The organism is Enterococcus sp. DIV0970a (genome assembly GCF_051711265.1).
GTDB lineage: Bacteria > Bacillota > Bacilli > Lactobacillales > Enterococcaceae > Enterococcus_D > Enterococcus_D casseliflavus.
Map to the genome: position 1 here is coordinate 2,232,557 of NZ_JBIOMF010000001.1, position 26,093 is coordinate 2,258,649.

Consider the following 26,093-nt stretch of genomic DNA (forward strand, 5'->3'; position numbering starts at 1 on the left):
AACAACAGGGTCAACTAGATTGATCGAGTGATCAAGCAATTAGCTTTTCTTTACTTCTGTGATTCTTACTTGCATATCTCCGCCTGGCGTTGAGATCGTCACTTCATCATTGACTTTTTTCCCAATCAAGGCACGAGCGATTGGTGAATCATTTGAAATTTTCCCAGAAAACGGATCTGCTTCAGCACTACCGACGATCATGTACTCTTCTTCGTCACCATCAGGCAACTCAACAAAAATCACTGTTTTTCCGATGGAAACTTCATCAGAGTCTACACCCTCATTATCAATGATCTCTGCAAAACGAATCATATTTTCTAAAGTAGTGATTCGGCCTTCGACAAACGCTTGTTCATCTTTAGCAGACTCATACTCTGAGTTTTCGGATAAATCGCCAAAACTGCGGGCTACCTTGATACGTTCAATGATTTCGCCGCGTTTTACCGTTTTCAATTCTTCTAATTCTTGTTCTAGCTTTTCTTTTCCTTCAAGTGTCATTGGGTAAACTTTTTCTACCATAGTTCTTTTCTCCTTTTAGTAACTTCTATTAAATCGCAAAAGGTAATCTTTTGCGATGAGTCCACAAAAGATTACCATGCTTTTTTTTAAATGTAAACTATAAACCTATGAAAATTTAATTTGAGGTATTGTTTACATATTGTTCCACTAATTGCATATGCTGTTCATAGGTTTCCGCAAAGTAAACTTCTTGGGTATGAATATCAGCAACGAAATAATAGTAGTTGTTCGGTGTTGGATCTAAGACCGCTTGGATCGCTGCTTCACTTGGATTGTTGAATGGTCCAGGTCCGTAGCCAGTATGCACATAGAGATTATAAGGAGAGTCAACTTGAGTGTCCTCATAAGTAACTAGCTCTTTGTGCTCACCTAACGCGTATAGAATAGAAATATCCGATTGCAGCGGCATATCAATCGCTAAACGATTGAAAAATACCTGTGCGATATTTTTACGATCTTCTAGCTTACTACCCTCTTTTTCAACAAGTGAAGCCAAAGTAAGGACTTCTTGAACCGTCATTTCTTTTTGAGCGATTTGATCGAAATATTTCGACAAGACTGAATTTGATTTATCCACCATTTGGGTAACGACTTCTTCTAGGGTATTCCCTGTATAGTAGTCATACGTCGCTGGGAACAAGTATCCTTCTAGTCGGTAACGCACACCTTGCGCATCGCCGGCACTTGCTAAAAGCTCAGGATAGGTTTCTTTCATTTTTTCAAAGAACTCATCGCTTTCCATCAAAGCTAAGAAATCGTCTTTCGAGATATTCGTTGCTTCCGCTAGAGCATCACCGATTTGATCAACATCAAATCCTTCTGGAATCGTCACTTTTGCATCAGAGGTGACCGAGCCTTCGCCATTTTGCAACTGCTCACTTATCGCTTCCAGTGTCATATTTGGTGAAAAATGATATGTTCCTGCTTGAAAGCCCGTCAGATTATTAAATTTTGTGTAATAATTAAAAATCATTCCACTTTTGATAATGTTCTCATCCTCTAAGATCTCACCAATTGCTTTATTCGAAGAACCGCTTGGAATAACAATCGTCACCTTCTCAGTATCATCGGGATCTAATGGCTGCAAACTTGAAGTAACATATCGATAAGCTGAGAAACCTAATATTCCGCCGATTATTAAGAAAACAAGAACAACAATCATCACGATCTTATTAACTATTTTGTCTTCCTTGCTGCGCTGCAATCTGCGTTGGTTTTTCCCCGTTAAATCGTCATTATTTGGGTCTATTTTATTATTGTGACCAAAAGCTTTACTTTGGCTTCTAGAGCCTTTTTCTTTCTCTGTGCTTTCTTTATTCGACCGAGAAATGATTGATTGACGCTCTTCTTGCTGAGAATTCAATTCGCTTCCTATATCCCGTTCTTTGTTTTGGTTTGACTCTAAAGACTTTAAAACTTCGTCTTTAAACGATTTTTCTGGATGCTGTTGTTTAGACAAAACAACTCCTCCTTAAATTCTTCTTAATTAAATGATATCACTTGTGAAACTGTTTTAGAAATTAATTATGTTTTTTTCTTAAAACAAGGTGTAGGAACCAACGAAATTCTCTTCGTTTAATATTAATAGCAATAAATGAAGATATTAATATTGTACTTGTGATTAAAATTTGGAGAATAAAACCTTGAAATCCTCTAAGCTCTGATGTCAATAGAGCTGTTACAATTGCCAATATTAAGCCTATTACTGTTGTGCCATAATTTTTAACAGCTAATATTGCAAACTTTTTAAACGGTTCAGAAAAACCATGTTTGTATAAAACATATGGTTCAAACCAACATGAAATCGTTATGCTGGATATGATGGTTCCTAACAAAACCCCATCAACGCCTAGATGGAACACTGTGATGAAAAGTATAGAAAGTCCCAAATTCACTATAGATTCGAAAACCGGTTTATACTTCTGGTACCATGCCAATCCATAAGCATCAATAAAGCTAAGCGCACTTTTCCTTGAAATTGTTATAGAAAAATTTAAAACAATTAATATTACTGTAAAAAAACTAAACGTAAATTTACTGCCAAGCCAAAGAATAATAAATGGGTTAAACAACACAATCAAATAGAAACTACAAAAGTAGCCGATAGAATGAACAAAAAAAAGATGATTTTCAAACATACGCACTGAATCTGAACGGGAACCAGTTATTCCGACGTTTCCAATTGTAGCGGTCATTGAATTAATAATCTGATTGATTAAATTTGTAACGGAAGTAACTATTAACGTGTAGTTCACATACATTCCTACTTGAGATAAACCTATAAAAATTGAAATAAGGATGTTGTCAGTTCCGTTAACAACCATAGTTCCTATTTTATTGGTAAATTGACCAATTGTGTTTTTCTTTATTTCAGATTTTAAATTTTGCGGCAACTGTGTATCACTGGGTTTATCCTTAAGATAAGGGAACTTTTTATCCGCTATAAAAGAAATACTTAGATTAGCAGCTATCGTACTTAAAAGTTGAAAGATTAGATACGCAGTAAAGCTACTATATAGCATTATAGCAAAACAACTTGAGATTTGAAACATCATCCAATATAAAAAGTCATTTGAAGCTACTATATAGTTCTTTTGATCTGCTATAATTATACTTCTTTTATAAGTGAAGAAATATGACACTACTGTATTTGATAAAAACAATAAATAATACAAATACAGATGATCAATCTGAGCAGAACTATCTACGATAAAGGGTAAAAAAGGGATTAGAACGAGCCCTAGTCCTGCAATTATTAAGCCAATCAAAGTATATATTTTTTTATAAAATTTCATCAGAATTTTCACTAGTTCGACTTCATTTTCCGCTAAAGGTTTATAAAGCGAAAAAATCAAGGCAGGTCCTATCCCTAGCTCAGCAACAGATAGAACCATCAAAATATTACTTATTACACCATTGAATCCCAGTATTTCAACACCTAAGAATTTAATAAAAAGAGTTCTTGTAACAAAACTCATAATCATCTGAATTACAAAAATAACTCCAGTGATAAATGAGTTCTTAAATAAGTTTTTTGTTTGATTATTTTCCATTAGAATCCTTTCAACTAAATAAATTTTATTTTCTTTACTCAATATCTCGCTGATTGAACCATTGGATAGCAAACCAACAAAGTAAAATTTATTTTCTTTTAGTCTCTCGTTCTTTTAAATAATCCACCACAGGCTGAAACGTTTTTTCAAACGTATAGTTTGACTTACCATATTTGTATATGAAGTTTGTCAGTTCTTTCTTCGACATGTTTTTTTCTCAAAGAATCATACCATTCAACGACTTTTTCAATATCTAGCGGTGTATCGTCATTGGGAATTTTGTAATAAAAAGATAAATTTTCTGAATCCAGCTCTGTTTTAACCCCTGATATAATAGGTAAACCTTTTGCTAAATATTCCTTTCCTTTTAAACTACTATTATAAAAAACACCCGATCTATGACGAGCCAAAGAGTCAATTCCAATATCTGCTGTCTGATAAAATCGATCTAAATCGGAAAATGCTATTCTACCATGAAACGTAACCTTGTCTTCTAATTGATATTTTTTAACCAATTGTTCATATTCTTTAAGCACAGGACCATCACCAACTAGTTGAAACTGAATCTGGCGTTGTGATTTACTTGATTGATAATAATCATTCAACCCTTCGATGACTCTATCATAACCATGGTAAAAGCATAGCGCAGCTACGCCTAAGAGTTGTATTGAATCACTCGAACATTTAATTAATGGCGGACGCTCCGGAAAGTCGTATGCATTTGAAATATTTAAGCATGGAATATCATAGATTTTTTTATCGTCGGAATAAGTAACGAACAAATCAACATACAATTTCAACTTAGGAACCCATAATTTTTCTTTGCTTTTTATAATCCATTTAAGCAAACCCTTGAATTCATTTATGTAAGGATATGTCGGAATTTCCATAATAATAAGAATCTGCGGATTCTGTAATTTTATTTTAGTTAATAAGTCAATAACACTTTTGTCTAAGACGGCGCCTTTTCTTATATAAACAAAGTCATATTCAATCCAATTAATATTATCAGACATAAAATATTGTTTAGAAAAAAATGGGATAACATTGCGAATTAGGTGAAATATATTTCTCTTGGGATTAATCGCCTTATATATAGTAAAATTGTTCTTTTCAAATTCTTCGATTTGTCTATAGATTTTTTTCTCTATACCACCAGCATGCGATAGATCTTGCGATAGATATACGCCTCTCATTGTTTCTCCTTTTTTAATTTATTCATTTCATGTTTTAAAAGTGACAATTGCTGTGTCAATGTTTTAATTTGACGTTGGGTATTTATCAAGGCAATACTGCTTGTTAAAGCAATAAATAACAAAAAAGCAGTTAATGTAAACAATGCTAATGAAGTCAGTGTGGTGATCCCAAATGAGTGAGCAATTTTTGTTCCTAAACTGGGAAACAAAGCGCCAAAAATCATGATTACGCTTAAAAATAACCACTTATTCATTTGTCTGACTTCTGCATGATCTTTCCGAATTAAAAATATCGTTAACAATAAAAAACCAATTGCTAAAAAAATAGCAATTATTTGGAGCTGTATTGGCATATTACTTATCCTCCCTCTCAATCAAAGAAGCAATCAATATAGAGATCGAAACATTAAACATATAGGCAACTGAGTCCAACAAATGAATGCTTGATTTCCCACTAGTCCTCTCAAACATTCTAACGCCGACTTCTTTTACTCTAATGTTTTTCGCAATTAAATGCATATAACTCTCAGGTTCTGGATATTGACTTGGGTATCTACTAACAAATTGTTCTATAACTTTTCTGTTGCCCGCTCGATAACCGCTTGTAACATCCTTTATTCTTAGACCAGTCAGCATATAAATTAAATTGGATAAAATTTTTATTCCTGCCTGCCTGGCACCAGTGGATTTAAAACTAGATTTACTATCAGAAACAAATCTTGAACCAACAGTAAAATCAGCTACGTCATTTATGAGAGGCTCTATCAAATTAGGTAGACTTTGAATATCATGCTGTCCATCCCCATCAAACTGAACAGCGATGTCGTAATCATTTTCTAAAGCATAAATGTACCCGGTCTGAACTGCTCCACCAATACCAAGATTATTAACAAGTTCAACATGGTTGATATCATTTTTTCGAAGGATTTCTTCTTCATTGTCAGTTGAGCCGTCGTTTATTACAATGTAATCAAGGATATATTTATAATTTTTTCTATAATCATTTACTTTGCGGATAACATCTTCAATACCGTCCGCCTCATTATAGGCTGGAATGATTAACAATATTTTGGGATTCAATTTTATCTCATCCTTATTTTCATAGTTGATTGCTCTTTTGGTTATTAACATAATATTTCATCAATAACTTCGCAATAGTCTTTCCCCAGTAACGTTGGTACAATTCGTATTCCTCAGCTTCTCTTGTCTTTGAAACTGTATTAACCGTTGTTTCTGATTCTGAGTGGATACGATGATACATCAAACGTTCAGGAATGTATAATATTTCTCCATGGCGCTTCATTATGCGTTCCCAAGCATCCCAATCAACCGCCATTCTTAAAGATTCATTAAAAGAAAAATCTTTTAACCGATCTAAATCATATGATACAGCTGGGCAACATATAAAATTACCAAAAGCATATATTCTGCGCTGATATTTCTTGTATGGCAACAAACTCAGTAAATGCAATCCGAAGGTCTTTATTTTCAAATTAACATTCCGTTCTCTTATGTTGTCTTGCTCATCAATTTCTTCATAATCACAAAATACTATATTAAGATTATTGTTTTCTTCGAAAGAATTCAATATTTTTTCTCCATAGTTTGACAAGTAGAGATCGTCTTGATGAATAATTGTCGCATATCTTGTTTCTACAACAGACAAAGCATTGTTCCAATCCTTTCCAATACTGCCTCCCTCTTTTATAAATAAAGGGATCCCATATTGTACAGAAATTTTCTTTATATATTCGTTTGGCGTGCTTGTGTACATTATTATCTTGGAATTATTATTTAAAACACTCGTCTGATTCTTACAAGATTCAATACATTTTATTAAAAATGGCGATTCCTTATATGCACAAATTACAAAGGTATGCATTCTCTTCCCCTTTCCTATTCTAGAGCTGCCGCTACAAACTCAATCTTTAAAATTATACTCGACTTCTAAATAAATCTCAATAATCAAATAAAATATATAACCTTTTCTTACTTTATCATACTTCATCTTTTTAAGATTGTATTTAATGAAATAATTTACTTAATCGAAGATTTATATTAAACTTTTTGCTAACGACACTTATTTCTAAAACAGTTTTTTCTGGGAGGATTTTTTAAATGCTTATAAGCCTGGGTCTTTTTTTTATTTTGTTTTTTTACTGTCGCTCTACCTTTTTGAAGCGGCTTTTTTTCGCTTTTTTTATTGCTAGCTTTCATTTCACCCTTAGTACTTTTATTTCATCCAATTTTACTCGAGTCGTACTTTTTTTAGAAAGGGTTTCAGAAAATGGTACGGTTGTAAGGACCATACTCTCATTAGTCCTTGCGATAATTTTCTATGCAATTTTTAGATTTGGTTCAAACTATTGGCTTGAGAAACCTATAAAGATTGATAAAAAATATGTTGCACTTTCACTACTACTGATATTGTTGACATTTTTAGGTTTTTTGGCCTCTAATAGCGCCTATTGGACTAAAAGCTACTTCGGAAACGTTGGAATAGATGAAATTTTTTATACACTTTCTCAACCGCTAACTGGAACTGATCAAGGACAGATTTACGCATATCTTTTAGGTCCTTTACTAAACTCTATAGTCATTACACAAATTATCATCATTCTACTCTATTTCATGATTATGATTCGTTTTTCGAAAACCACTAGAATAGTCAAATTTTCAAAAAAATCATGCTTTCTTTCTATTTTTTTTACAGTAATTTTATTGTTAGCAAATATAGTATTAGGCCTTAATAAACTTGGTTTTAATGAATTGAAAGCTTACTTTTTTGAAAAATCAACTATATATGAAGATTTTTATGTTGATCCAAATTCGATTTCTATAACTTTTCCTGAGGACAAGAGAAACTTGATTTATATTTTTGTTGAGTCCTTAGAGACAACTTATCTTTCGTCAGCTGTTGGAGGCGCCCAACAAGAAAATTTAATGCCTAATATCACAGAACTCTCATATTCAGATGGACTAAATTTCTCCAACCAAAAGCTGTTAGGGGGGGCAATTCAAGTTCCTGGTGTTGGATTTACGGTAGGAGGAATGGTTGGACAAAGCACAGGCGTGCCTTTACGTGTGACCGGCGGATATAGTGAAAACGACTATGGCAATACTGAACATTTCATGCCAGGAATTACCTCTATAGGTGACATATTGCATGACAACGGATATAACCAAATTTTATTATTGGGGTCAGACGCCGATTTTGGCGGTAGGAAGAAATTTTATGAGCAACATGGAGACTACGAGATACGGGATTATAATTATGCTAATGACCATGGTTGGATACCAAAAGATAGAAAAGTATGGTGGGGATATGAGGATGAGAAACTCTTTGAATTTGCGAAAAACACACTTTTGGAACAAGCATCACTAGACCAGCCATTTAATTTGACTATGCTAACGGCAGATACTCATTTTCCAGATGGATACAAAAATGAAAATACACCTGAGATTTTTGATGAACAGCTTAGCAATGTTATTTATTATTCGGATCAGATGATTGGCGACTTTATTGCTTGGATAAAAGCACAGCCATTTTATGAAAATACAACTATTGTTATTGCTGGAGACCATTTAAATATGGACCAAGGTTACTTCGCTTCAATAGAAGAATCTTACCAGAGAACGGTTTTTAATTTATTCATCAACTCTCCTATTACTACATTAAATAACACTGAGCGTCAATTTAGCACACTCGATCTTTTCCCTACAACATTGGCCGCACTAGGCGTACAAATAGAAGGCGACCGAATAGGACTAGGTACTAATTTATATTCTGATACTAATACTTTAATGGAATTCTTGGGATACGAGACATTTACCTCTGAATTAAGTAAAAACTCAAGTTTTTATAATAAGTATATAATGAAAGGTTCGGATCTTACCATAAATACAAATAGTAATAATTAGTGAAAAATATATCGATCGCTGCTGCATGGAATACTTCATAAATCGCCCCGACAAAAGCATCCAAGTGATGTTTTTGTCTTTTTTTTCGCTTGCTCAAAGCAACATGTCAGAAAGATCACTTTCTTGTTAGCTATATGATTAAGTAGTTTTTGAAATAATATATTCTGATAGAAATCTAATATTTTTTTTAAACACGATTCAAAATCCAAAAATATTTTGCTGGTCTAATCTATAAACTCTTTTTTCAAATAAGAACAATATTTCACATCCGCTCTTAAAATAAAAAATATATAGTAGCAACTGGAAGAGGGGAGATTTTTCTTGATTGTCCACAACCACTTTTTATGTATCAGCCAAATTACACTTTCTAAGGTGACCTGCATGACAGAATTGCAAGTCAATCATAATATCCTCTCGTTTATACTACTTTTGTACATAAAAAAGTTTTCTTAAAATACCTTTTTTACATCGATTCTTTAAAGAGCGATTATTACTTTAATATTTATTAAATCAACTATATTGTGAGTAGAGGTAAATTAAAAAAGAATGCTGCTTGATTTATCACCTTTTTTTATTTTAATCATAATATAATTGTATGAATATTTTTTTGGTAAAAAAGCGAAATTTTATTTTAATAGACTTCTTATAATCCCATTATCTATAAAGTGAAAATTAAAAGCATTTCAAGTTTCCTGTTACAACATGACACCAAAAGATATTTATATCATGTAATGAGAATAAGGCTTTCTATTTCTCAACCGCCTAATCATTCTCCTCAAAAAATCAGCCTCTATAATTTTTATGGGACAGAAACGATGATGATTGATCGATTGCTTGACTTTTCTACGCCCCGGAAGGAGGCGTATCCCTTTTTTCATGAATTAGTTGAAGCCTTTCGAGACAAAGACCCTGACTTATTTTTCTCCTTATTGGCAGAACTTCCCGAAACGTTAGATGACAGCTTTCGGGAAAAGTTTCAAAACCTCCTTACCTATGAAGAAGGCATCACCAACGCAATGATCTATCCTTATTCCAATGGAAAAATAGAAGCGAAGAATACCCACATAAAGACAATGAAACGAGTATCCTACGGATTTAAATCATTCGAGAACATGAGAATTAGAATCTTTTTGATCAATCAATTAATCAATGTGAGATAACAAAAAATCTGACTCTATAATTTATGGGACTGATGAATCAGAATTGATTCTTCAGCCCCATTTTCATTTTAGATATTAAAAAATATATCGTTCTCTAGTATGATTAAATCACCACAAAATAAACAACTGAGAGGACGATATGCTATATGAATGATTCTATCAAAAAATGCTGAGAATAATAGAGAAAGATTTGATGATTACAGAGGTCTCGTACGAGACCCTTCAGAAGAAAAAGACGTTGGTCGTCGATGCGGTTCTCTCGCCTACTCCTCGTGCTTGTAGAAGTTGTGGTTCTACTGTGGTAGATGGAAACGGGAAAGCAATTATAGTGAAAAATGGAAAAAAGGAAACGATTGTCCGTTTTGAACAATACAATCATATGCCTTTGGTTATGCGCCTAAAAAAGCAACGCTATACCTGTAAAAACTGTCGCACCCATTGGACGGCTCAAAGTTATTTTGTCCAACCCAGACATTCAATCGCAAATCATGTTAGATATAAAATTGCTTCTTTACTAACTGAAAAAGTATCTTTATCTTTTATTGCGAAAAGCTGTCAGGTATCTTTGACCACCGTTATTCGTACGTTGAAAGAGTTTAAAAGCTATTTGCCAAAGCAATCTAAGAAGATTCTCCCCAGAGTATTGATGGTTGATGAATTTCGTTCGCACGCTTCCATAGAAGATAAGATGAGCTTTATTTGTGCAGATGGCGAAACAGGAAAATTATTTGATGTTTTGCCTACGCGTAAATTACCCCGATTAACAAGCTATTTCTTAGGTTGTACCAATCCAGAAGAAGTAGAATTCTTGGTTACAGACATGAACGCTGCCTACTTCCAGCTCACCAAACGTGTTCTGCCAAATGCGAAAGTAGTGATTGATCGGTTTCATATTGTCAAACACATGAATCAAGCGTTCAATGAGTTGCGTATCCGTGAAATGAATGAACTTCGTAAAGCAGGGCAGAAAAGCCATGCAGAAAAACTGAAAAAGAACTGGCGCTTTTTGCTAAAAAATCGTGCAAACATCAACCATTATGAATACAAAACATGGAAAAGTTTCCGAGCACCAAAATACCCATTTCTTACTGAAGCAATGATGATTGATCGTTTGCTTCAGTTTTCTGCGCCCCTGAAGGAGGCGTATCCCTTTTTTCATGAATTAGTTGAAGCCTTTTGAGACAAAGACCCTGACTTATTTTTCTCCATATTGGCAGAACTTCCCGAAACGTTAGATGACGGCTTTCGGGAGAAGCTTCAAAACCTTCTGACCTATGAAGAAGGCATCACCAACGCAATGATCTATCCTTATTCCAATGGAAAAATTGAAGCGAAGAATACCCACATAAAGACAATGAAACGAGTATCCTACGGATTTAAATCATTCGAGAACATGAGAATTAGAATCTTTGTAAGCGTGTCATAGGATAGTATCTCGTACGCCGGTTATCTTTCTTCTATAATTAAACTATTAAATATAGAAGGAGAAAAACGAATGAATAAAAAAGATATTGTACCAGTTCAATTTTCAAGTGCGGCTCAAAAATCGCAAATTGACACCAAGCCAAAACTAGCTTGCAGAATCAAATCGGAAGATAAGGAAATATTTATTTATAATGGAATGGATAAATATCTTTTGTATACCTTGTTAAAAGAGTTGAATGCCAATGCTCATTGATGCAACTGCATTGAAACATATTTTTATCGTTTGTGGAAAAACAGATCTTCGAAAAGGAATTGATGGACTAGCAGCTTTCGTTATAGAAGAATATGACCTTGATGTTTACGATCAAGCGCTTTTCTTATTTTGCGGTACGAAGAAAGATCGCTTCAAGGCTCTTTACTGGGATCAAAATGGATTTGTATTAATGTACAAAAGATTTGAAAATGGGTACCTTCAATGGCCGCGTTCCAGAAAAGAAGTCTTACAATTAAATCCGCTCCTTTTGGAGCGATTGTTGACTGGCCTTTCAATCGAAGAAAAATGTACGCTAAAAGAAACGAAAAAAGGTGCGATATATTAGACGAAAACCTTGTTAAATCAAGGATTTTGTCTGTTTTTCGTTGTCATAAAATGGTATAATAGATGTAAGAAAATCGCTAGAATGGTGGTGTAAAAATGACAAAATTGGAATCTGAACTTCTTGTACAAATCAAGCAATTAACACAGTTGCTTGAAATCCAGCAACAGGAAAATACTCTTCTTAGAGAACAAATTGCTGAAATGAATCGACGCTTGTTTGGACGAAAAAAAGAAACACCACCCGTAGATGGGCAAATCGATTTATTAGACGACTCAACTTTTAATGAACCAGAGCACACTGGACAAGAAAGCCAGGAAACCATTACGGTATCTTCTTTTAAACGCAGAAAACGCAAGGGACTCAAAGCACTTTCATTAGAAGGTCTGCCTGAAGTTCCTATTCATTATGAATTAAAAGGTGCCGATTGTTTGTGTGAAGACTGTGGTCATACTTTACATGATATCGGTGCGACAAGGCTTAGAGAAGAGCCATTGTATGTTCCTGCCCATATAGAAAAACAAGTCATCTACCAACATGCCTATCATTGCAGAGAATGTGAAGCATTAGGAGAAACAAAAATCAAAAAAGCGCCTGTTCCTAAACCGTTGATCAATAATAGTCTAGGTTCCTCTTCAATTGTGACACAGAGTATTTGGGAAAAATTTGTTAAAAAGGTGCCGGCATATCGACAAGAAAAAGAATGGCATGCACTTGGTTTCCCTCTTGATCGTAAAAAAATCACTAATTGGCATATCAAGGTAAGTGAAATGGTTTTAGAGCCAATCTACAATTGCCTTCATCAAGAATTAAGCAATCAGGAGGTCTTACACGCGGATGAGACAAGCTATCGGGTATTGAATACTCATAAAGAAAAGACCTTTTACTGGTTATATGCTTCAGGTAAAAGCGAAGAAAAACAAGTTGTGCTCTACGAGCACGCAAATTCGCGTTCCGTTGATGAGCCCAAAAGTTTTTTAGAATCATTTAGCGGTTTCTTGCATACTGATGGTTACGCGGCCTATGGAAAGCTGCCGGTAAACAATGTTTATTGTTGGGCGCATGTTCGCAGAAAGTTTTTTGAAGCATTGGGTAAACAACCGTCCCCAAAAAGTCATGCCAAAATAGGGTTAGACTTCTGTGACAAGATGTTTCGAATCGAACGGACCTTTAATAAGCTTAGCGCAGAAGAAAGGTTTGTAGCGAGGAAGGAAACGTTGCAGCCTGTGATGACTGAATTTTTTCATTGGTGTGAGAGCTTTGCTTATTTGCCAAAATCGCAGCTTGGAAAGGCGGTTCAATACGCAGTCAATCATAAAGACGGACTTCAGATTGTGTTGCTTGATGGACGGTTGGAACTTTCAAATAACCGAGCAGAGCGTGCCATCAAAGAGTTAGTGATCGGTCGAAAAAACTGGCTATTTTCTAAAAGCTTAAAAGGCGCTAGATCAAATGGAATTATATTGAGTATTATCCAGACAGCTGTTGCGAATGGGTTAAACATCCGCAAATATTTAAATCATCTTTTTACAGAGATTCCCAATCTGTCTTCGATGACACCTGAAGCGCTACGCGCTTATTTGCCATGGAATCAGCAGATACAAGAAATCTGTAAATAATATAAGTCACAAATAACCTGATTTGAGTGTATCAAATCGGGCTATTTGTGTTTAGGTACCATTTTATGACACGCTTACGAATCTTTTTGATCAATCGTAAGCGTGTCATAGGATAGTATCTCGTACGCCGGTTATCTTTCTTCTATAATTAAACTATTAAATATAGAAGGAGAAAAACGAATGAATAAAAAAGATATTGTACCAGTTCAATTTTCAAGTGCGGCTCAAAAATCGCAAATTGACACCAAGCCAAAACTAGCTTGCAGAATCAAATCGGAAGATAAGGAAATATTTATTTATAATGGAATGGATAAATATCTTTTGTATACCTTGTTAAAAGAGTTGAATGCCAATGCTCATTGATGCAACTGCATTGAAACATATTTTTATCGTTTGTGGAAAAACAGATCTTCGAAAAGGAATTGATGGACTAGCAGCTTTCGTTATAGAAGAATATGACCTTGATGTTTACGATCAAGCGCTTTTCTTATTTTGCGGTACGAAGAAAGATCGCTTCAAGGCTCTTTACTGGGATCAAAATGGATTTGTATTAATGTACAAAAGATTTGAAAATGGGTACCTTCAATGGCCGCGTTCCAGAAAAGAAGTCTTACAATTAAATCCGCTCCTTTTGGAGCGATTGTTGACTGGCCTTTCAATCGAAGAAAAATGTACGCTAAAAGAAACGAAAAAAGGTGCGATATATTAGACGAAAACCTTGTTAAATCAAGGATTTTGTCTGTTTTTCGTTGTCATAAAATGGTATAATAGATGTAAGAAAATCGCTAGAATGGTGGTGTAAAAATGACAAAATTGGAATCTGAACTTCTTGTACAAATCAAGCAATTAACACAGTTGCTTGAAATCCAGCAACAGGAAAATACTCTTCTTAGAGAACAAATTGCTGAAATGAATCGACGCTTGTTTGGACGAAAAAAAGAAACACCACCCGTAGATGGGCAAATCGATTTATTAGACGACTCAACTTTTAATGAACCAGAGCACACTGGACAAGAAAGCCAGGAAACCATTACGGTATCTTCTTTTAAACGCAGAAAACGCAAGGGACTCAAAGCACTTTCATTAGAAGGTCTGCCTGAAGTTCCTATTCATTATGAATTAAAAGGTGCCGATTGTTTGTGTGAAGACTGTGGTCATACTTTACATGATATCGGTGCGACAAGGCTTAGAGAAGAGCCATTGTATGTTCCTGCCCATATAGAAAAACAAGTCATCTACCAACATGCCTATCATTGCAGAGAATGTGAAGCATTAGGAGAAACAAAAATCAAAAAAGCGCCTGTTCCTAAACCGTTGATCAATAATAGTCTAGGTTCCTCTTCAATTGTGACACAGAGTATTTGGGAAAAATTTGTTAAAAAGGTGCCGGCATATCGACAAGAAAAAGAATGGCATGCACTTGGTTTCCCTCTTGATCGTAAAAAAATCACTAATTGGCATATCAAGGTAAGTGAAATGGTTTTAGAGCCAATCTACAATTGCCTTCATCAAGAATTAAGCAATCAGGAGGTCTTACACGCGGATGAGACAAGCTATCGGGTATTGAATACTCATAAAGAAAAGACCTTTTACTGGTTATATGCTTCAGGTAAAAGCGAAGAAAAACAAGTTGTGCTCTACGAGCACGCAAATTCGCGTTCCGTTGATGAGCCCAAAAGTTTTTTAGAATCATTTAGCGGTTTCTTGCATACTGATGGTTACGCGGCCTATGGAAAGCTGCCGGTAAACAATGTTTATTGTTGGGCGCATGTTCGCAGAAAGTTTTTTGAAGCATTGGGTAAACAACCGTCCCCAAAAAGTCATGCCAAAATAGGGTTAGACTTCTGTGACAAGATGTTTCGAATCGAACGGACCTTTAATAAGCTTAGCGCAGAAGAAAGGTTTGTAGCGAGGAAGGAAACGTTGCAGCCTGTGATGACTGAATTTTTTCATTGGTGTGAGAGCTTTGCTTATTTGCCAAAATCGCAGCTTGGAAAGGCGGTTCAATACGCAGTCAATCATAAAGACGGACTTCAGATTGTGTTGCTTGATGGACGGTTGGAACTTTCAAATAACCGAGCAGAGCGTGCCATCAAAGAGTTAGTGATCGGTCGAAAAAACTGGCTATTTTCTAAAAGCTTAAAAGGCGCTAGATCAAATGGAATTATATTGAGTATTATCCAGACAGCTGTTGCGAATGGGTTAAACATCCGCAAATATTTAAATCATCTTTTTACAGAGATTCCCAATCTGTCTTCGATGACACCTGAAGCGCTACGCGCTTATTTGCCATGGAATCAGCAGATACAAGAAATCTGTAAATAATATAAGTCACAAATAACCTGATTTGAGTGTATCAAATCGGGCTATTTGTGTTTAGGTACCATTTTATGACACGCTTACGATCAATCAATTAATCAATGTAAGATAACAAAAAATCTGAGCCAGAATGTGGTTCATTCTGACCCAGATTTGATTTTACACAACTCATTTCATCTATTATTGAAAAAACAGAATCAGCAAATTTCTATACTGAAAATGAATTAGAAAAGAAAAAAACTAATCTAAAGATAAGCAACCCTGTTCATAAGTTCTCCCATCATAAAAACCAATAAGTATCCAAAACCAAGCCTGTAGAAACAATAAAATTGAATACTAAAGTTAATATTATAGCAAACCTTAATAGCTTTTCACTCATCTCGACTTTTATGCTATCTTTTAATGAGATGAAAAAAGGAACAAGAAAAATAAGAAACGGAGTAAAGTATCTCCCTTGTGCACCTACCGAAATTATTGCATTCTCTCCTAATACTAGCGGTGTCCAAGCATAGTACATTCCAGCGATTATAGCCAAAATTTGAATTACAATGATTGCTAACGATGAAAATCCGAATATTTTCTTGATTTCAAAATCACTATCCAGAGCAGAAATAAAAGCCAATAAAGCTACATCTATAAAAATAATCCACAAAGGGATTTCTACCGAAAACAACCCAATATAACCAAACATACCCACGGTTAAAATGCTGTTTAAATGTCCATTTAGATTATTATTAAATAGAGTTCTCACCAAAACGAGCAGTAATTCTTTAATTCCCTGTATACCACCAAACATTTTAATACCTACTAATCCCCCAAGAACAAGCAGAAGGACGATCAGTATATATTTGTATTTGAAGATCAACTTTCTTATATGCTGATTAACTTTCTCCAAAGGAGAAAGTTTTCCTGCTAATATGAAATTGATTGGGAACAGAAGCAATAGAAATAAAAAGTTATTACTTTTCGTAATATATAGTGCTAGAGCAAATAGCAAAATTTGAAACAACTTTTTTAAATTGATTTGAGGATTTTCAATCATTAAGCTTAAAAAGGCAAAAAAGCCAAGAATCGCTACGAAGTTTGCAGCATCATAAGATAATGATCCTGCTTGTTGAACCATTATAGGGAGTAAAGATAAAAGCACCATCGACCATTTACCGTATCTAGTCTTTGTAATAATTAAATACATACTGGCTATATAAAATACAGCGTTAAATAAGCGTCCCAATGTTACCATCACACCTATTGATGGATAAACAATGCTTCCTAGTATCATTCCTAAAACTTGCGGAATATGCATAATTCTTTTCAACTCAAAGCTTGGTTGAAATTTTTCCTCGGATAAATCAATTTTTTCCGTAAACAACTGTTTATATTCACTTTTGTTAATTTCAGTATCTGCACTAACACTATTCATCCAATCAAAACTCGTGTCAGTTCTTACAAATATTGAATTCCATGCCATTCTCGCATGGTTCATCTCATCGGGCACTCTATTAATAGGCATTAAAAATACCGAAATCCCTATAAATAGAGTTGCTAGTACGAGAAAAATTCCTTGCGGTTCTCGTAATTTGTTTCGAACCATTATTTTAACCCCTTAAGTATTTATTTATTTTTAATTTTATACATCACTCTCTGCACAAAGGTTCTTATTTTTATTTCTAGATTTGCTAATTTACTTTTCTTTTCGTTGATTACTAATAAGTTTTTTATGTGTCTTATAGCATGTTCATTTGTCTTTGCTTGATTTATTTTTTCTATTAAAACATGATAAACTGACTTGATTTGATATTTTTCTTTCGCTGTTTTAATGAACATTTCTGATTTACTTTTTACTTCTTCAAAATTGTCTATAAAATAATTAATAGCCTCTACAAGCGAATCAATATTACCTAATGGATATATTTTCCCATGTTGAAACATCTCATATGCAGATAAATGGCCTGGATTGTCCGAAATGATCACTGGAATACCATTGAGTAAAGCTTCTACATAAACTAATCCATATGTCTCTAAACTTGATGTAAACACACAAATATCCTTATCTGTAACTATATCCCATGGATTCTCTACATTCCCGGTAAAAGAAACTGATGCAATAGTATGCTCCTTTATATATCGTTCGCATTCTCTTTTATACTCTTCATCCCAACCGCCAACAAAAACTAGTTCGATATCTTTTCTATTTATTTCATGGAATGCTCGAATTAGCTCCAATTGATTTTTTCTTTTGGTTATTCTTCCAACTGAAACGATTCTTTTTTTCTTTCCTATTTGAATATTTGAACTTTTTAGTTCTGTATACGGCGCAAAAGGAAGTATTTCTCTACTATTAAATAATTTATTCAGATGATTGTTTAAATCACCTGTGACCGAAAATATATCCGTGGAAAATTGATCAATAAAATCTAGTTTATTCTTATAGTAAGCAAACTCTTTTTCTGGATATTCATGAATTAACCAGATATGAGGAATAGATTCTAGACAAGAAGCAAGAGCACCTTGAAACATATTTACCGTATTTGTAATCACCACATCCACTTGTTTTTCTTTTATAATCTCGGTTAATGTCTTAATTGTGTCTCTATATGAAACAACTCTTTCTTCTTCTGAACCAAATATATGTGCGGGAGCATCTTCCCACCACCAACGTTGGCTATTGATCAAACAGCATTCAATGCCATTGGACTCACAATATCTAGAATAATCATTTTCTGTTGCAACTCCATATATCGGTGCTGCATTAACTACATGATATCCTTCTGCAGCTAAAAACTTCATTAAGTTGACGATAGATATTTCTGCTCCATTATCGAGCGTACCCGTTGGTGACACGAAAAGTATTGTTTTCATCTTGTCTCCTTCATTTAAAACATACCTATACTAAAGAATATTTTATTTAATCGTTTATTTTATTTTTTGCCTCTTCAGATAAAAAATCTGTCAATTCATCGCTATGTTGAATTGTCGTACAATTGTTAACAACATAATTATACGCGTTACGTCCAATTTTTTTGCGCAACTCTCCATTCGTTACAAGCAGCTCTAGTTTTTCAAACCAATCTTCAGATGAATCAACTAAAATGCCAGTTTCACCTTCAATTATCATGTCCTTGAATGATCCAATGTTACTGGCAATTGTTGGAATTTTTAATAACCCAGCTTCTAACCACTTAATTTCAGATTTTGCCCTGTTAAATATAGTGTCGACAAGCGGCGCAAGATTTATATCTACATTTTTAACAAGTTGCGGCAGCAATCTCCAGTCAACAAATGGATGGATCACAATTTGTTCACTATATTCTTTTAACTCATTCGGAATATCGATATGACCCGCTAAATGTAATTTCACGTTATTAAAGGAAGCTAAAATTTTCAATATTGCCGGCATAATTAATTCAAAATTTTCGTTATGAGTAATTGATCCAGAAAAATACCCAATATGAACACATGATGCATCACTAAGTTTTTCTGCATTATTGCTTAGCTTTATTAATTCCTCACTGCCTAAGTTACGGTTTAACAACACTTTAGTATTATACTTTTTTAGCTCTTTTTTCAAATCTTCTGTGGAAGCTATTGCAATATCACATAGAACCAGCATTTTTCCATAGTTAGTCACGCCAGCATCATAATTTTGCTTCTCTATTTTAGATAATCCTTTAACATACGAAAGCTGGTCAGTGTATTTCGTATCAATCACTAAATCATCAATATCATATAAAACTGGCTTATTAAATTCTTTGGCCACTTGAATCAAATTGACCAGCATCTCATTATATGGCGCTCTATAAATTATAATATGGCTCGCTCTTTCTGCATCGCTAATTTTCAGCTCAGAAAGTCCCACAGACTTCACTCTAAAATTCAAATTTTTTAATTGTTCAATTTTATTTTCAACACGATATTTTGTCAGTTGTGGAATAACATTTTCAACACCATCAATAATCAATACATACTTTTGTGAATCTTTCTCCTTTATATCCTCTATGATCTCTTTGATGATTTTAACAGGATAATCTGTCTTTTCTTCTATATATTTTACCAAACTAGGGATTTCTGTTTGCCTATTCAAGCCTTGCCAAATAAATTTCTCATTTGTATAGTTTGATAATGCAGTATATTTGATTACTGGTATACCCTCTTTAAGCATCTCAAGAGGATGGATATACATTGCACTATCCTCGTTTTTTTCTGTTAACGCACCATGCTTAAATCCTAAATCTGAAAAATGCTTTGTGAATACCGTTTCGTGCATACCAATTGCTTTATCTCTTGAATTTGTATCATTCATTTTTTCCCAATAAGAATAAAACCCTGAATAAGAAAGCAATGTCTTTTCTATTACTAAGAAGTAAGACTGTAAGTGTTTAGGAATATAGCCGTATTTGTTTAAATTAGTAAAATCGTTATATTCTTCTCCATAAGTCAAACCCCAAAAATCCAGTTTTTTATCTGCCATTTTTTTAAAAATAGATGATAATTCACCAACAGGTCCAATGTTGGTATCATTTACTAACAGTAACTCATCATATTCCAAAAGCTTCTCTTTACCCAAAAGCAAAATTCCATGTCTAAATGCTGCCGTATCGTATCCTTTATTTTCTCTGGTTTCTACACGGCCTAATTGTTCCAACTGCTCAATATCCGAGCTTGGTAAATCACCATTTACTATAATTAAGAGATCTGTACATAGAGCTTTAAATGCTTTCAAGAAAAGAAGTTTATATTCTTGTAATTTCTCTTTGTCTTCATAAATAACAAAAATCAAAATTCTTGATGGAGCAACATAGTTATTATTCTTTCTCTCTACACTCCTTTTAATCCTCATCAGGAGTGTAGAGGGTTTTACAACTTTTGTTGAGTATTTTCTTGTGTTCTCTTTTAATTTACTCCACACTTTTAAAGCAAGAGCTGGATTTTTAATAAAGCGATATCCGTAATGTATCGGCTTGATGAAAAGATTCCCTAATTTATATGAATTTGAATTTCGAATTTCATTTTTCTCATTTTCCAAAGTTGCAATAATTTGTTTCATTGTAAATTGTTCTTTTTCATATTTTTCAATTTCATAAGAGAAATGTTCACCCAACTCTTTTCTTTCAACAAGCAGATTTTGCTTATCCAATTCTAAAAGTTTTTTTTCATCGTTTTTCACGATAATTTCGTGATCTTGATTCTTTACATGTTCTGTTAACTCAGTCAAATGTTTTGTGAGATTGCTTAATCTATTTTCCAATATCATAGTATTGTGTGAAACTGCATTAAGAATTTCATTGGGATAGTCTTCAATATGTTTTCTTAATATATAAAAATAAACTTCATAATAAAATTTATCAGAAGAATGCTCTCCGGTCCTAGAAATCGAATTTGCCAGTACTCGATAATTCAGCTTAGCTTCTTCACATTTTTTTGGTTTTGCTTTATTAACTAAAATCAAATTCATGATAAAATCATAATCAACTAATTTTTTTCGGTTTAAATTCAAGTCATAACGAACATCTTTAATGATGGATGCTCGTATTAGTGAACAATTATCAATAAAATTATTTGTTAAATAGGCTTGAAGCTCGAACGGTCTGGCTTTCATGAAAAGTTCTTTTGATGAAGCATTGATTAAGTCGGTATATACTATATCGACCTCTTCGCTTTCAGCCAAAGAAACTAATTTTTCAATAAACTCAGGATCGAGATAGTTATCACTGTCAATAAAAAGAACATATTTGCCCTTTATCCAATCTAACCCACGGTTTCTTGTTACGCAAACACCACTGTTCTCTTGATAAATATACTCATATTTTGTGTTAGAAAGTTCAAGAGTTTTAAGAATTATTTCTTCTGATTTATCAGTTGAACCATCATTTATAACAAGCAGTTCAATCTCAGGATACGTTTGAGAAAGTACACTTTTTAAACATTGTTCAATATATTTTTCGTGATTGTAACATGTCACAATAACAGATACTAACCCCATAAAGTTTTGCCCACCTCATTACCAGACTATATTTCGATTTCTTCCCAAGATCCATTTCGTCTAACTAATCCGCTAGAAGAAATTCTCTCGCTTTTAGACATTTCTTTTTTTGGAGAAATAATTATAATAGGTGAATTCTCCTTATCAGAGAACGCGAAAGGTTGGTCTGATTCATTTCTGACTGAAACACCTAACCGAAGTTTGCAACCATTCATTTCGTTCAAATTACATGTATAACGCAAAGTTTTTTTCCCTAAGCCTGTGGTCATATGATCTAATGAATTGTCATTATATACCCAAATATTTCGATCAATATCCGTTAAAGAAAAAGCTATATATGTTTTCATTTCCTCTAAAACTTCATACGAAACTTCAAACGCTATTCTTTTTTGATCTTTCTCTATTAGTTCATCTGATAGCAACCGTACTTTGAAGTCTTTAATGTAATCGTTCTCTTCTTCTTTCTTTACATCGATATCGTCTGTTTTTTCAATAACGGTGGAGGTCCCCGTCTGTGTAACATTGTCTAAAGAATATTGATTTGCTACATCATCTGGGGTCCCGATGATTTTTACTTCCCCTTTATCGATCATCAGTGCTTTATTACAGTATTTACGAACAGATTCCATTGAGTGAGTCACGAGGATAATGGTCTTGTTCTCATCTTTGGCCTTCATGAAATAGTCATTGCATTTTCTTTGGAACGCTTCATCCCCGACAGCCAATACTTCATCTAAGACTAAAATATCGCTTTTCGCTTGAATCGCTACAGAAAACGCAAGCCGAACCTGCATGCCGCTTGAATAATTCTTTAATTTTTGATTCATAAATTCAGTTAATTCCGCAAACTCAACGATATCGGAATACATTCCATCCACTTCTTTTTCGGAAAAACCAAGCATAGCGCCATTCAAATAGACATTCTCTCTCCCAGTTAATTCTGGATTGAATCCAACGCCTAACTCGATGAAAGAAACCAATTTTCCGTTCACTTCTACAGACCCTTTTTCAGGTGTATAAATTTGGGAGATAATTTTTAATAAGGTTGATTTTCCACTCCCATTTCTTCCGACAATTCCAAAGAAATCTCCTTTATTCACTTCAAAAGAAATATCTCTTAGGACTTTTTGCTCATTGTATCCTTTGATTCCTTTAAAATAATTAACGATCGTTCTTTTTAAGCTCGTTGTACTTTCTGTAGGAAGACGAAACGATTTTCCTATATGATCAACTTTCACTGCTATTTCATTATTCATATTAAATAATCTCCGCAAATTTTTTCGAATTTTTATTAAAAATCATGTAGCCGGCAACTAATACGATCCATGGCAAAACATATGGAATTGCGACGATCCAATTCGTATTTATTAATTGCCATACCGTAATATTGCTTGTACTTGTTAAGATATGCCGCATATCTTGAATAATTTGAGCCATTGGATTCATCATCAAAAGTTTGGCAATGTTCACGTCCATATTCATTACAAGTGTCAATGGGTAAATTAACGGTGTAAGGTAAAAACCCGCTTGAAGGACAACCTCCCAGATCGGTCCAATGTCTCGAAACCTAACATAGATTGTTGCCAAAATAAAAGACACGCCCAATGAAAAGGCATAGAGTTCAATCAGAAGCAGCGGTGCTAAAAAAGCATAGATTGAAATATCCGCTCCATTGATCATCGCAAATAAAAGAACGATCACAAGGCTGATTACTAGATTGATTAAGGCGTTGATCGATACAGCAATAACAATGATATGTGTAGGAAAGCTTAGTTTTCTAAGCAGATCGCCTCGTGTGACGATTGATGACATACCTAAATTTGTCGTTTCGCTAAAAAAGCTCCATAGAACGGTTCCCAAAAGTAACGCCACTTCAAAGTGAGGAACATCTTGTCCAAATTTAAGAAAACGTACAAAGACCACATACATGACAGTAAACAGCATCAAGGGCTTCAAAACAGACCAAACATAGCCCATAATACTTCCTTGATATCTTAGTTTAAAATCGGTTTTTACTAATTCTTTCAATAAAATTCTATTTTTACGCTCGAACATCATTTTCTCCTTTAAGGTTCCACTAATCTTTTTTACGGTAAAACTTTTTAAAGCTATCCTTAAAAAGTATACTCGACATTCCCCTCTTTCTCAACCTCTATCAGATCATTTCAAAAATTGAGAAAAAAAATTAATGTTTCATTGACAGATTAAACGAAAAAAAGAAAGCCGCATTCAACGAACGAAATTTGGCCTCCTTTTTCTCAAAGTTTTTAGTCTCTTTCAAACAAATCTCTTGTGTATACTTTTTCTTCTACGTCATGCAGTACATCTTCCATACGATTTGCTACAATAACATCAGAGATCTTTTTAAACGTCTCAAAGTCATCAATCACTTCAGAGTTATAGAAGGATTTCTCTTTTAAAGAAGGCTCGTATACTACTACGTTGATTCCATTGGCTTTGATCCGCTTCATAATTCCTTGAATGGAAGAATAGCGGAAATTATCAGAATGAGCTTTCATAGTCAATCGATAGATGCCCACAACTTTCGGTTGTCGATCAAGAATCTGATCCGCGATGAAATCTTTGCGGGTCGTATTTGCTTCGACGATCGCTTGAATGATATTATTCGGAACCTTATCATAGTTAGCTAGGAGCTGCTTGGTATCTTTGGGCAGACAGTAGCCACCGTATCCAAAAGACGGATTGTTGTAGTGGGAGCCGATTCTAGGATCCAGCCCGACGCCTTCAATGATTTGTCGTGAATCAAGTCCCCTCACTTCCGCATAGGTATCTAATTCGTTGAAATATGCCACGCGCAGCGCCAGATACGTGTTAGAAAACAGTTTGATTGCTTCAGCTTCAGTCGGATTTGTTAAAAGCACGGGAATTTCATTTTCCCATGCATTTCGCTTGAACATCTCGGCGATCTCTTTCGCTCGCTCACTGCATTCTCCAACTACAATTCTCGAAGGATGCAAATTGTCGTATAAAGCTTTTCCCTCACGCAAAAATTCAGGTGAAAATAAAATGTTCTCCGTGTTAAAACGTGCTTTAAGATCTAATGTATACCCTACAGGAACTGTTGATTTAATAATAAACACAGCATCTGGACGCAACTCTAGCGCTTTTTCAATCACCGATTCTACAGTCGACGTATCAAAATAGTTTTTATGCTCATCGTAATCTGTAGGCGTCGCAATAATTAATACATCCCCAAAGTCAACAGCTTCATCAAAAGCTTTGGTGAAACGAACGGACAAGTCTGTACGCTCCAAAAACTGGTGAATTTCTTTGTCTTCAAGAGGTGAGATGTTCTTTTGCAATTGATCGATTTTTTCATCCACAATATCATAAGCAAGTACTTCTTCTTTTTGCGCCAATAACAAAGCGTTTGCTAATCCTACATAACCTAAACCAAAAACGGAAACTTTCATCATGATCCCTCTTTTTCTAGTTTTCTTCTTTCTCTAAAGATGCAGTCATATCAGCCAATGCTTCTTCCCAAGTAGGAATAACAAAACCGGTATTCTTTGCTTTTGTAAGATCCAACACCGAGTATTGTGGTCGTTTTGCTTTTTGCGGATATTCTGCTGAAGTGACAGGTGCAACCTCAACATCCGTTTCTTTCAGAATTTCTTTGGCAAATTCGTACCATGAACAGCTATTGTCATTTGATAGATGGTAGATCCCATAGTCTGCATTGTTTTCGATAATATAGACCATAAATTCAGCTAATGTTCGGGTCCATGTTGGACGGCCATATTGATCATCAACGACGGTTAAGCGCGGGTGCGTTTGCGCTAAACGTTTCATTGTATATACAAAATTATGTCCATATTTACCAAAAACCCATGAAGTTCGGATAATGAAGTATTCATCTAAAAGATCTTTCACTGCTTGTTCACCCAGCAATTTTGTACGACCGTATTCATTTTGAGGATTCGGCTTGTCTGTTTCTTTGTAGACCCCCTCTTTTTTCGTTCCATCGAACACATAATCAGTACTGATGTAAACAAACTTTGCTCCTACCGCTTTCGCCGCTTTCGCCACGTTTTCCGTCCCGTTGACATTGATTTTCTCATCAAGTTCCTTGCCTTCATCTTCCGCCTTATCTACTGCTGTGTATGCAGCACAATGATAAATAACGGTCGGTTTTAATTCTTGAATAAACGCAAGAGTTGCTTTTTCGTCCGTAATATCCATTTCCTGGGCATCCGTTGAGACATATTTTAATCCTTTTTCATCTAATAGATGTCGCAGCTCCGTGCCCAGCTGCCCATTTCCGCCTGTCAGTAAAATCATATT

The 26,093-nt window shown here is 34.4% G+C and carries 21 protein-coding genes and 2 pseudogenes; 9 read left to right on the top strand and 14 right to left on the bottom strand.

Annotated elements, in window-relative coordinates; translation table 11 throughout:
- Window positions 1-39: 39 nt before the first annotated feature.
- The 7 genes from greA to IGK14_RS10675 all read right to left on the bottom strand — a co-directional run bounded on the left by greA (window position 40) and on the right by IGK14_RS10675 (window position 6,650).
- A complete protein-coding gene (greA, locus tag IGK14_RS10645; RefSeq protein ID WP_005229556.1) occupies window positions 40-519 on the bottom strand; it encodes a transcription elongation factor GreA in 480 nt (159 codons plus the stop codon).
- Between the two features lie 115 nt (window positions 520-634).
- A complete protein-coding gene (mltG, locus tag IGK14_RS10650; protein ID WP_194186073.1) occupies window positions 635-1,978 on the bottom strand; it encodes an endolytic transglycosylase MltG in 1,344 nt (447 codons plus the stop codon).
- Window positions 1,979-2,039: 61 nt separating this feature from the next.
- Window positions 2,040-3,572, bottom strand: a complete 1,533-nt coding sequence (locus IGK14_RS10655) for a lipopolysaccharide biosynthesis protein (RefSeq protein WP_010749364.1) — start codon at window positions 3,570-3,572, stop codon at window positions 2,040-2,042.
- 164 nt (window positions 3,573-3,736) lie between these two features.
- A complete protein-coding gene (locus IGK14_RS10660; RefSeq protein ID WP_438712213.1) occupies window positions 3,737-4,768 on the bottom strand; it encodes a glycosyltransferase in 1,032 nt (343 codons plus the stop codon).
- Window positions 4,765-5,121 carry a DUF2304 domain-containing protein gene (locus IGK14_RS10665; protein WP_010749362.1) on the bottom strand — a complete coding sequence of 119 codons (357 nt, stop codon included), beginning with the start codon at window positions 5,119-5,121 and terminating at the stop codon, window positions 4,765-4,767. The genes IGK14_RS10660 and IGK14_RS10665 overlap by 4 nt, the downstream gene beginning before the upstream one ends.
- A 1-nt stretch (window position 5,122) precedes the next feature.
- Window positions 5,123-5,899, bottom strand: a complete 777-nt coding sequence (locus IGK14_RS10670) for a glycosyltransferase family 2 protein (protein WP_051095375.1) — start codon at window positions 5,897-5,899, stop codon at window positions 5,123-5,125.
- Window positions 5,868-6,650: a glycosyltransferase family 2 protein gene (locus IGK14_RS10675; protein ID WP_010749360.1), complete on the bottom strand. Its 783-nt coding sequence runs from the start codon at window positions 6,648-6,650 to the stop codon at window positions 5,868-5,870. Before IGK14_RS10675 ends, IGK14_RS10670 begins: the two co-directional genes overlap by 32 nt.
- A 236-nt stretch (window positions 6,651-6,886) precedes the next feature.
- On the opposite strand from IGK14_RS10675, the gene IGK14_RS10680 reads away from it, so the two are divergent.
- From IGK14_RS10680 to tnpC (IGK14_RS10720), 9 genes and pseudogenes are all read left to right on the top strand, one after another.
- On the top strand, window positions 6,887-8,689 hold the full coding sequence (locus IGK14_RS10680) for an LTA synthase family protein (RefSeq protein WP_438712215.1): 1,803 nt from the start codon (window positions 6,887-6,889) through the stop codon (window positions 8,687-8,689).
- An 806-nt stretch (window positions 8,690-9,495) separates the two neighbouring features.
- Window positions 9,496-9,849: pseudogene (locus IGK14_RS10685) on the top strand (transposase); the annotation flags it as partial.
- A 146-nt stretch (window positions 9,850-9,995) separates the two neighbouring features.
- Window positions 9,996-11,275: pseudogene (locus IGK14_RS10690) on the top strand (ISL3 family transposase).
- A 69-nt stretch (window positions 11,276-11,344) separates the two neighbouring features.
- A complete protein-coding gene (locus tag IGK14_RS10695; RefSeq protein ID WP_002300846.1) occupies window positions 11,345-11,527 on the top strand; it encodes a hypothetical protein in 183 nt (60 codons plus the stop codon).
- Window positions 11,517-11,873, top strand: coding sequence for an IS66 family insertion sequence element accessory protein TnpB (tnpB, locus tag IGK14_RS10700; protein WP_010749201.1), 357 nt, complete (start codon window positions 11,517-11,519; stop codon window positions 11,871-11,873). The genes IGK14_RS10695 and tnpB (IGK14_RS10700) overlap by 11 nt, the downstream gene beginning before the upstream one ends.
- 95 nt (window positions 11,874-11,968) lie before the next feature.
- A complete protein-coding gene (tnpC, locus tag IGK14_RS10705; protein ID WP_010749202.1) occupies window positions 11,969-13,489 on the top strand; it encodes an IS66 family transposase in 1,521 nt (506 codons plus the stop codon).
- A gap of 180 nt (window positions 13,490-13,669) precedes the next feature.
- Window positions 13,670-13,852 (top strand): hypothetical protein, encoded by a 183-nt coding sequence (locus IGK14_RS10710; protein WP_002300846.1) that lies wholly within the window; start codon window positions 13,670-13,672, stop codon window positions 13,850-13,852.
- Window positions 13,842-14,198: an IS66 family insertion sequence element accessory protein TnpB gene (gene tnpB / locus IGK14_RS10715; RefSeq protein ID WP_010749201.1), complete on the top strand. Its 357-nt coding sequence runs from the start codon at window positions 13,842-13,844 to the stop codon at window positions 14,196-14,198. The genes IGK14_RS10710 and tnpB (IGK14_RS10715) overlap by 11 nt, the downstream gene beginning before the upstream one ends.
- A gap of 95 nt (window positions 14,199-14,293) precedes the next feature.
- Window positions 14,294-15,814, top strand: coding sequence for an IS66 family transposase (tnpC, locus tag IGK14_RS10720; RefSeq protein ID WP_010749202.1), 1,521 nt, complete (start codon window positions 14,294-14,296; stop codon window positions 15,812-15,814).
- Window positions 15,815-16,088: 274 nt separating this feature from the next.
- On the opposite strand, the gene IGK14_RS10725 is transcribed toward tnpC (IGK14_RS10720), so the two are convergent.
- From IGK14_RS10725 to rfbD, 7 genes are all read right to left on the bottom strand, one after another.
- A complete protein-coding gene (locus IGK14_RS10725) occupies window positions 16,089-17,399 on the bottom strand; it encodes a DUF2142 domain-containing protein (protein ID WP_010749356.1) in 1,311 nt (436 codons plus the stop codon).
- A 20-nt stretch (window positions 17,400-17,419) separates the two neighbouring features.
- The gene (locus IGK14_RS10730; protein WP_010749355.1) at window positions 17,420-18,667 is read right to left on the bottom strand and encodes a glycosyltransferase family 4 protein; all 1,248 of its coding nucleotides are present in this window, start codon (window positions 18,665-18,667) and stop codon (window positions 17,420-17,422) included.
- Window positions 18,668-18,713: 46 nt separating this feature from the next.
- The gene (locus IGK14_RS10735) at window positions 18,714-21,788 is read right to left on the bottom strand and encodes a rhamnan synthesis F family protein (RefSeq protein ID WP_010749354.1); all 3,075 of its coding nucleotides are present in this window, start codon (window positions 21,786-21,788) and stop codon (window positions 18,714-18,716) included.
- A 26-nt stretch (window positions 21,789-21,814) separates the two neighbouring features.
- Window positions 21,815-23,044 (bottom strand): ABC transporter ATP-binding protein, encoded by a 1,230-nt coding sequence (locus IGK14_RS10740; RefSeq protein ID WP_010749353.1) that lies wholly within the window; start codon window positions 23,042-23,044, stop codon window positions 21,815-21,817.
- Window position 23,045: 1 nt separating this feature from the next.
- Window positions 23,046-23,846 (bottom strand): ABC transporter permease, encoded by an 801-nt coding sequence (locus IGK14_RS10745; protein WP_005229524.1) that lies wholly within the window; start codon window positions 23,844-23,846, stop codon window positions 23,046-23,048.
- A gap of 209 nt (window positions 23,847-24,055) precedes the next feature.
- On the bottom strand, window positions 24,056-25,222 hold the full coding sequence (locus tag IGK14_RS10750) for a nucleotide sugar dehydrogenase (protein ID WP_010749351.1): 1,167 nt from the start codon (window positions 25,220-25,222) through the stop codon (window positions 24,056-24,058).
- Window positions 25,223-25,238: 16 nt separating this feature from the next.
- Entirely contained in the window at window positions 25,239-26,090 is an 852-nt protein-coding gene (gene rfbD / locus IGK14_RS10755; RefSeq protein WP_010749350.1) for a dTDP-4-dehydrorhamnose reductase, read from the bottom strand.
- Window positions 26,091-26,093 lie beyond the last annotated feature (3 nt).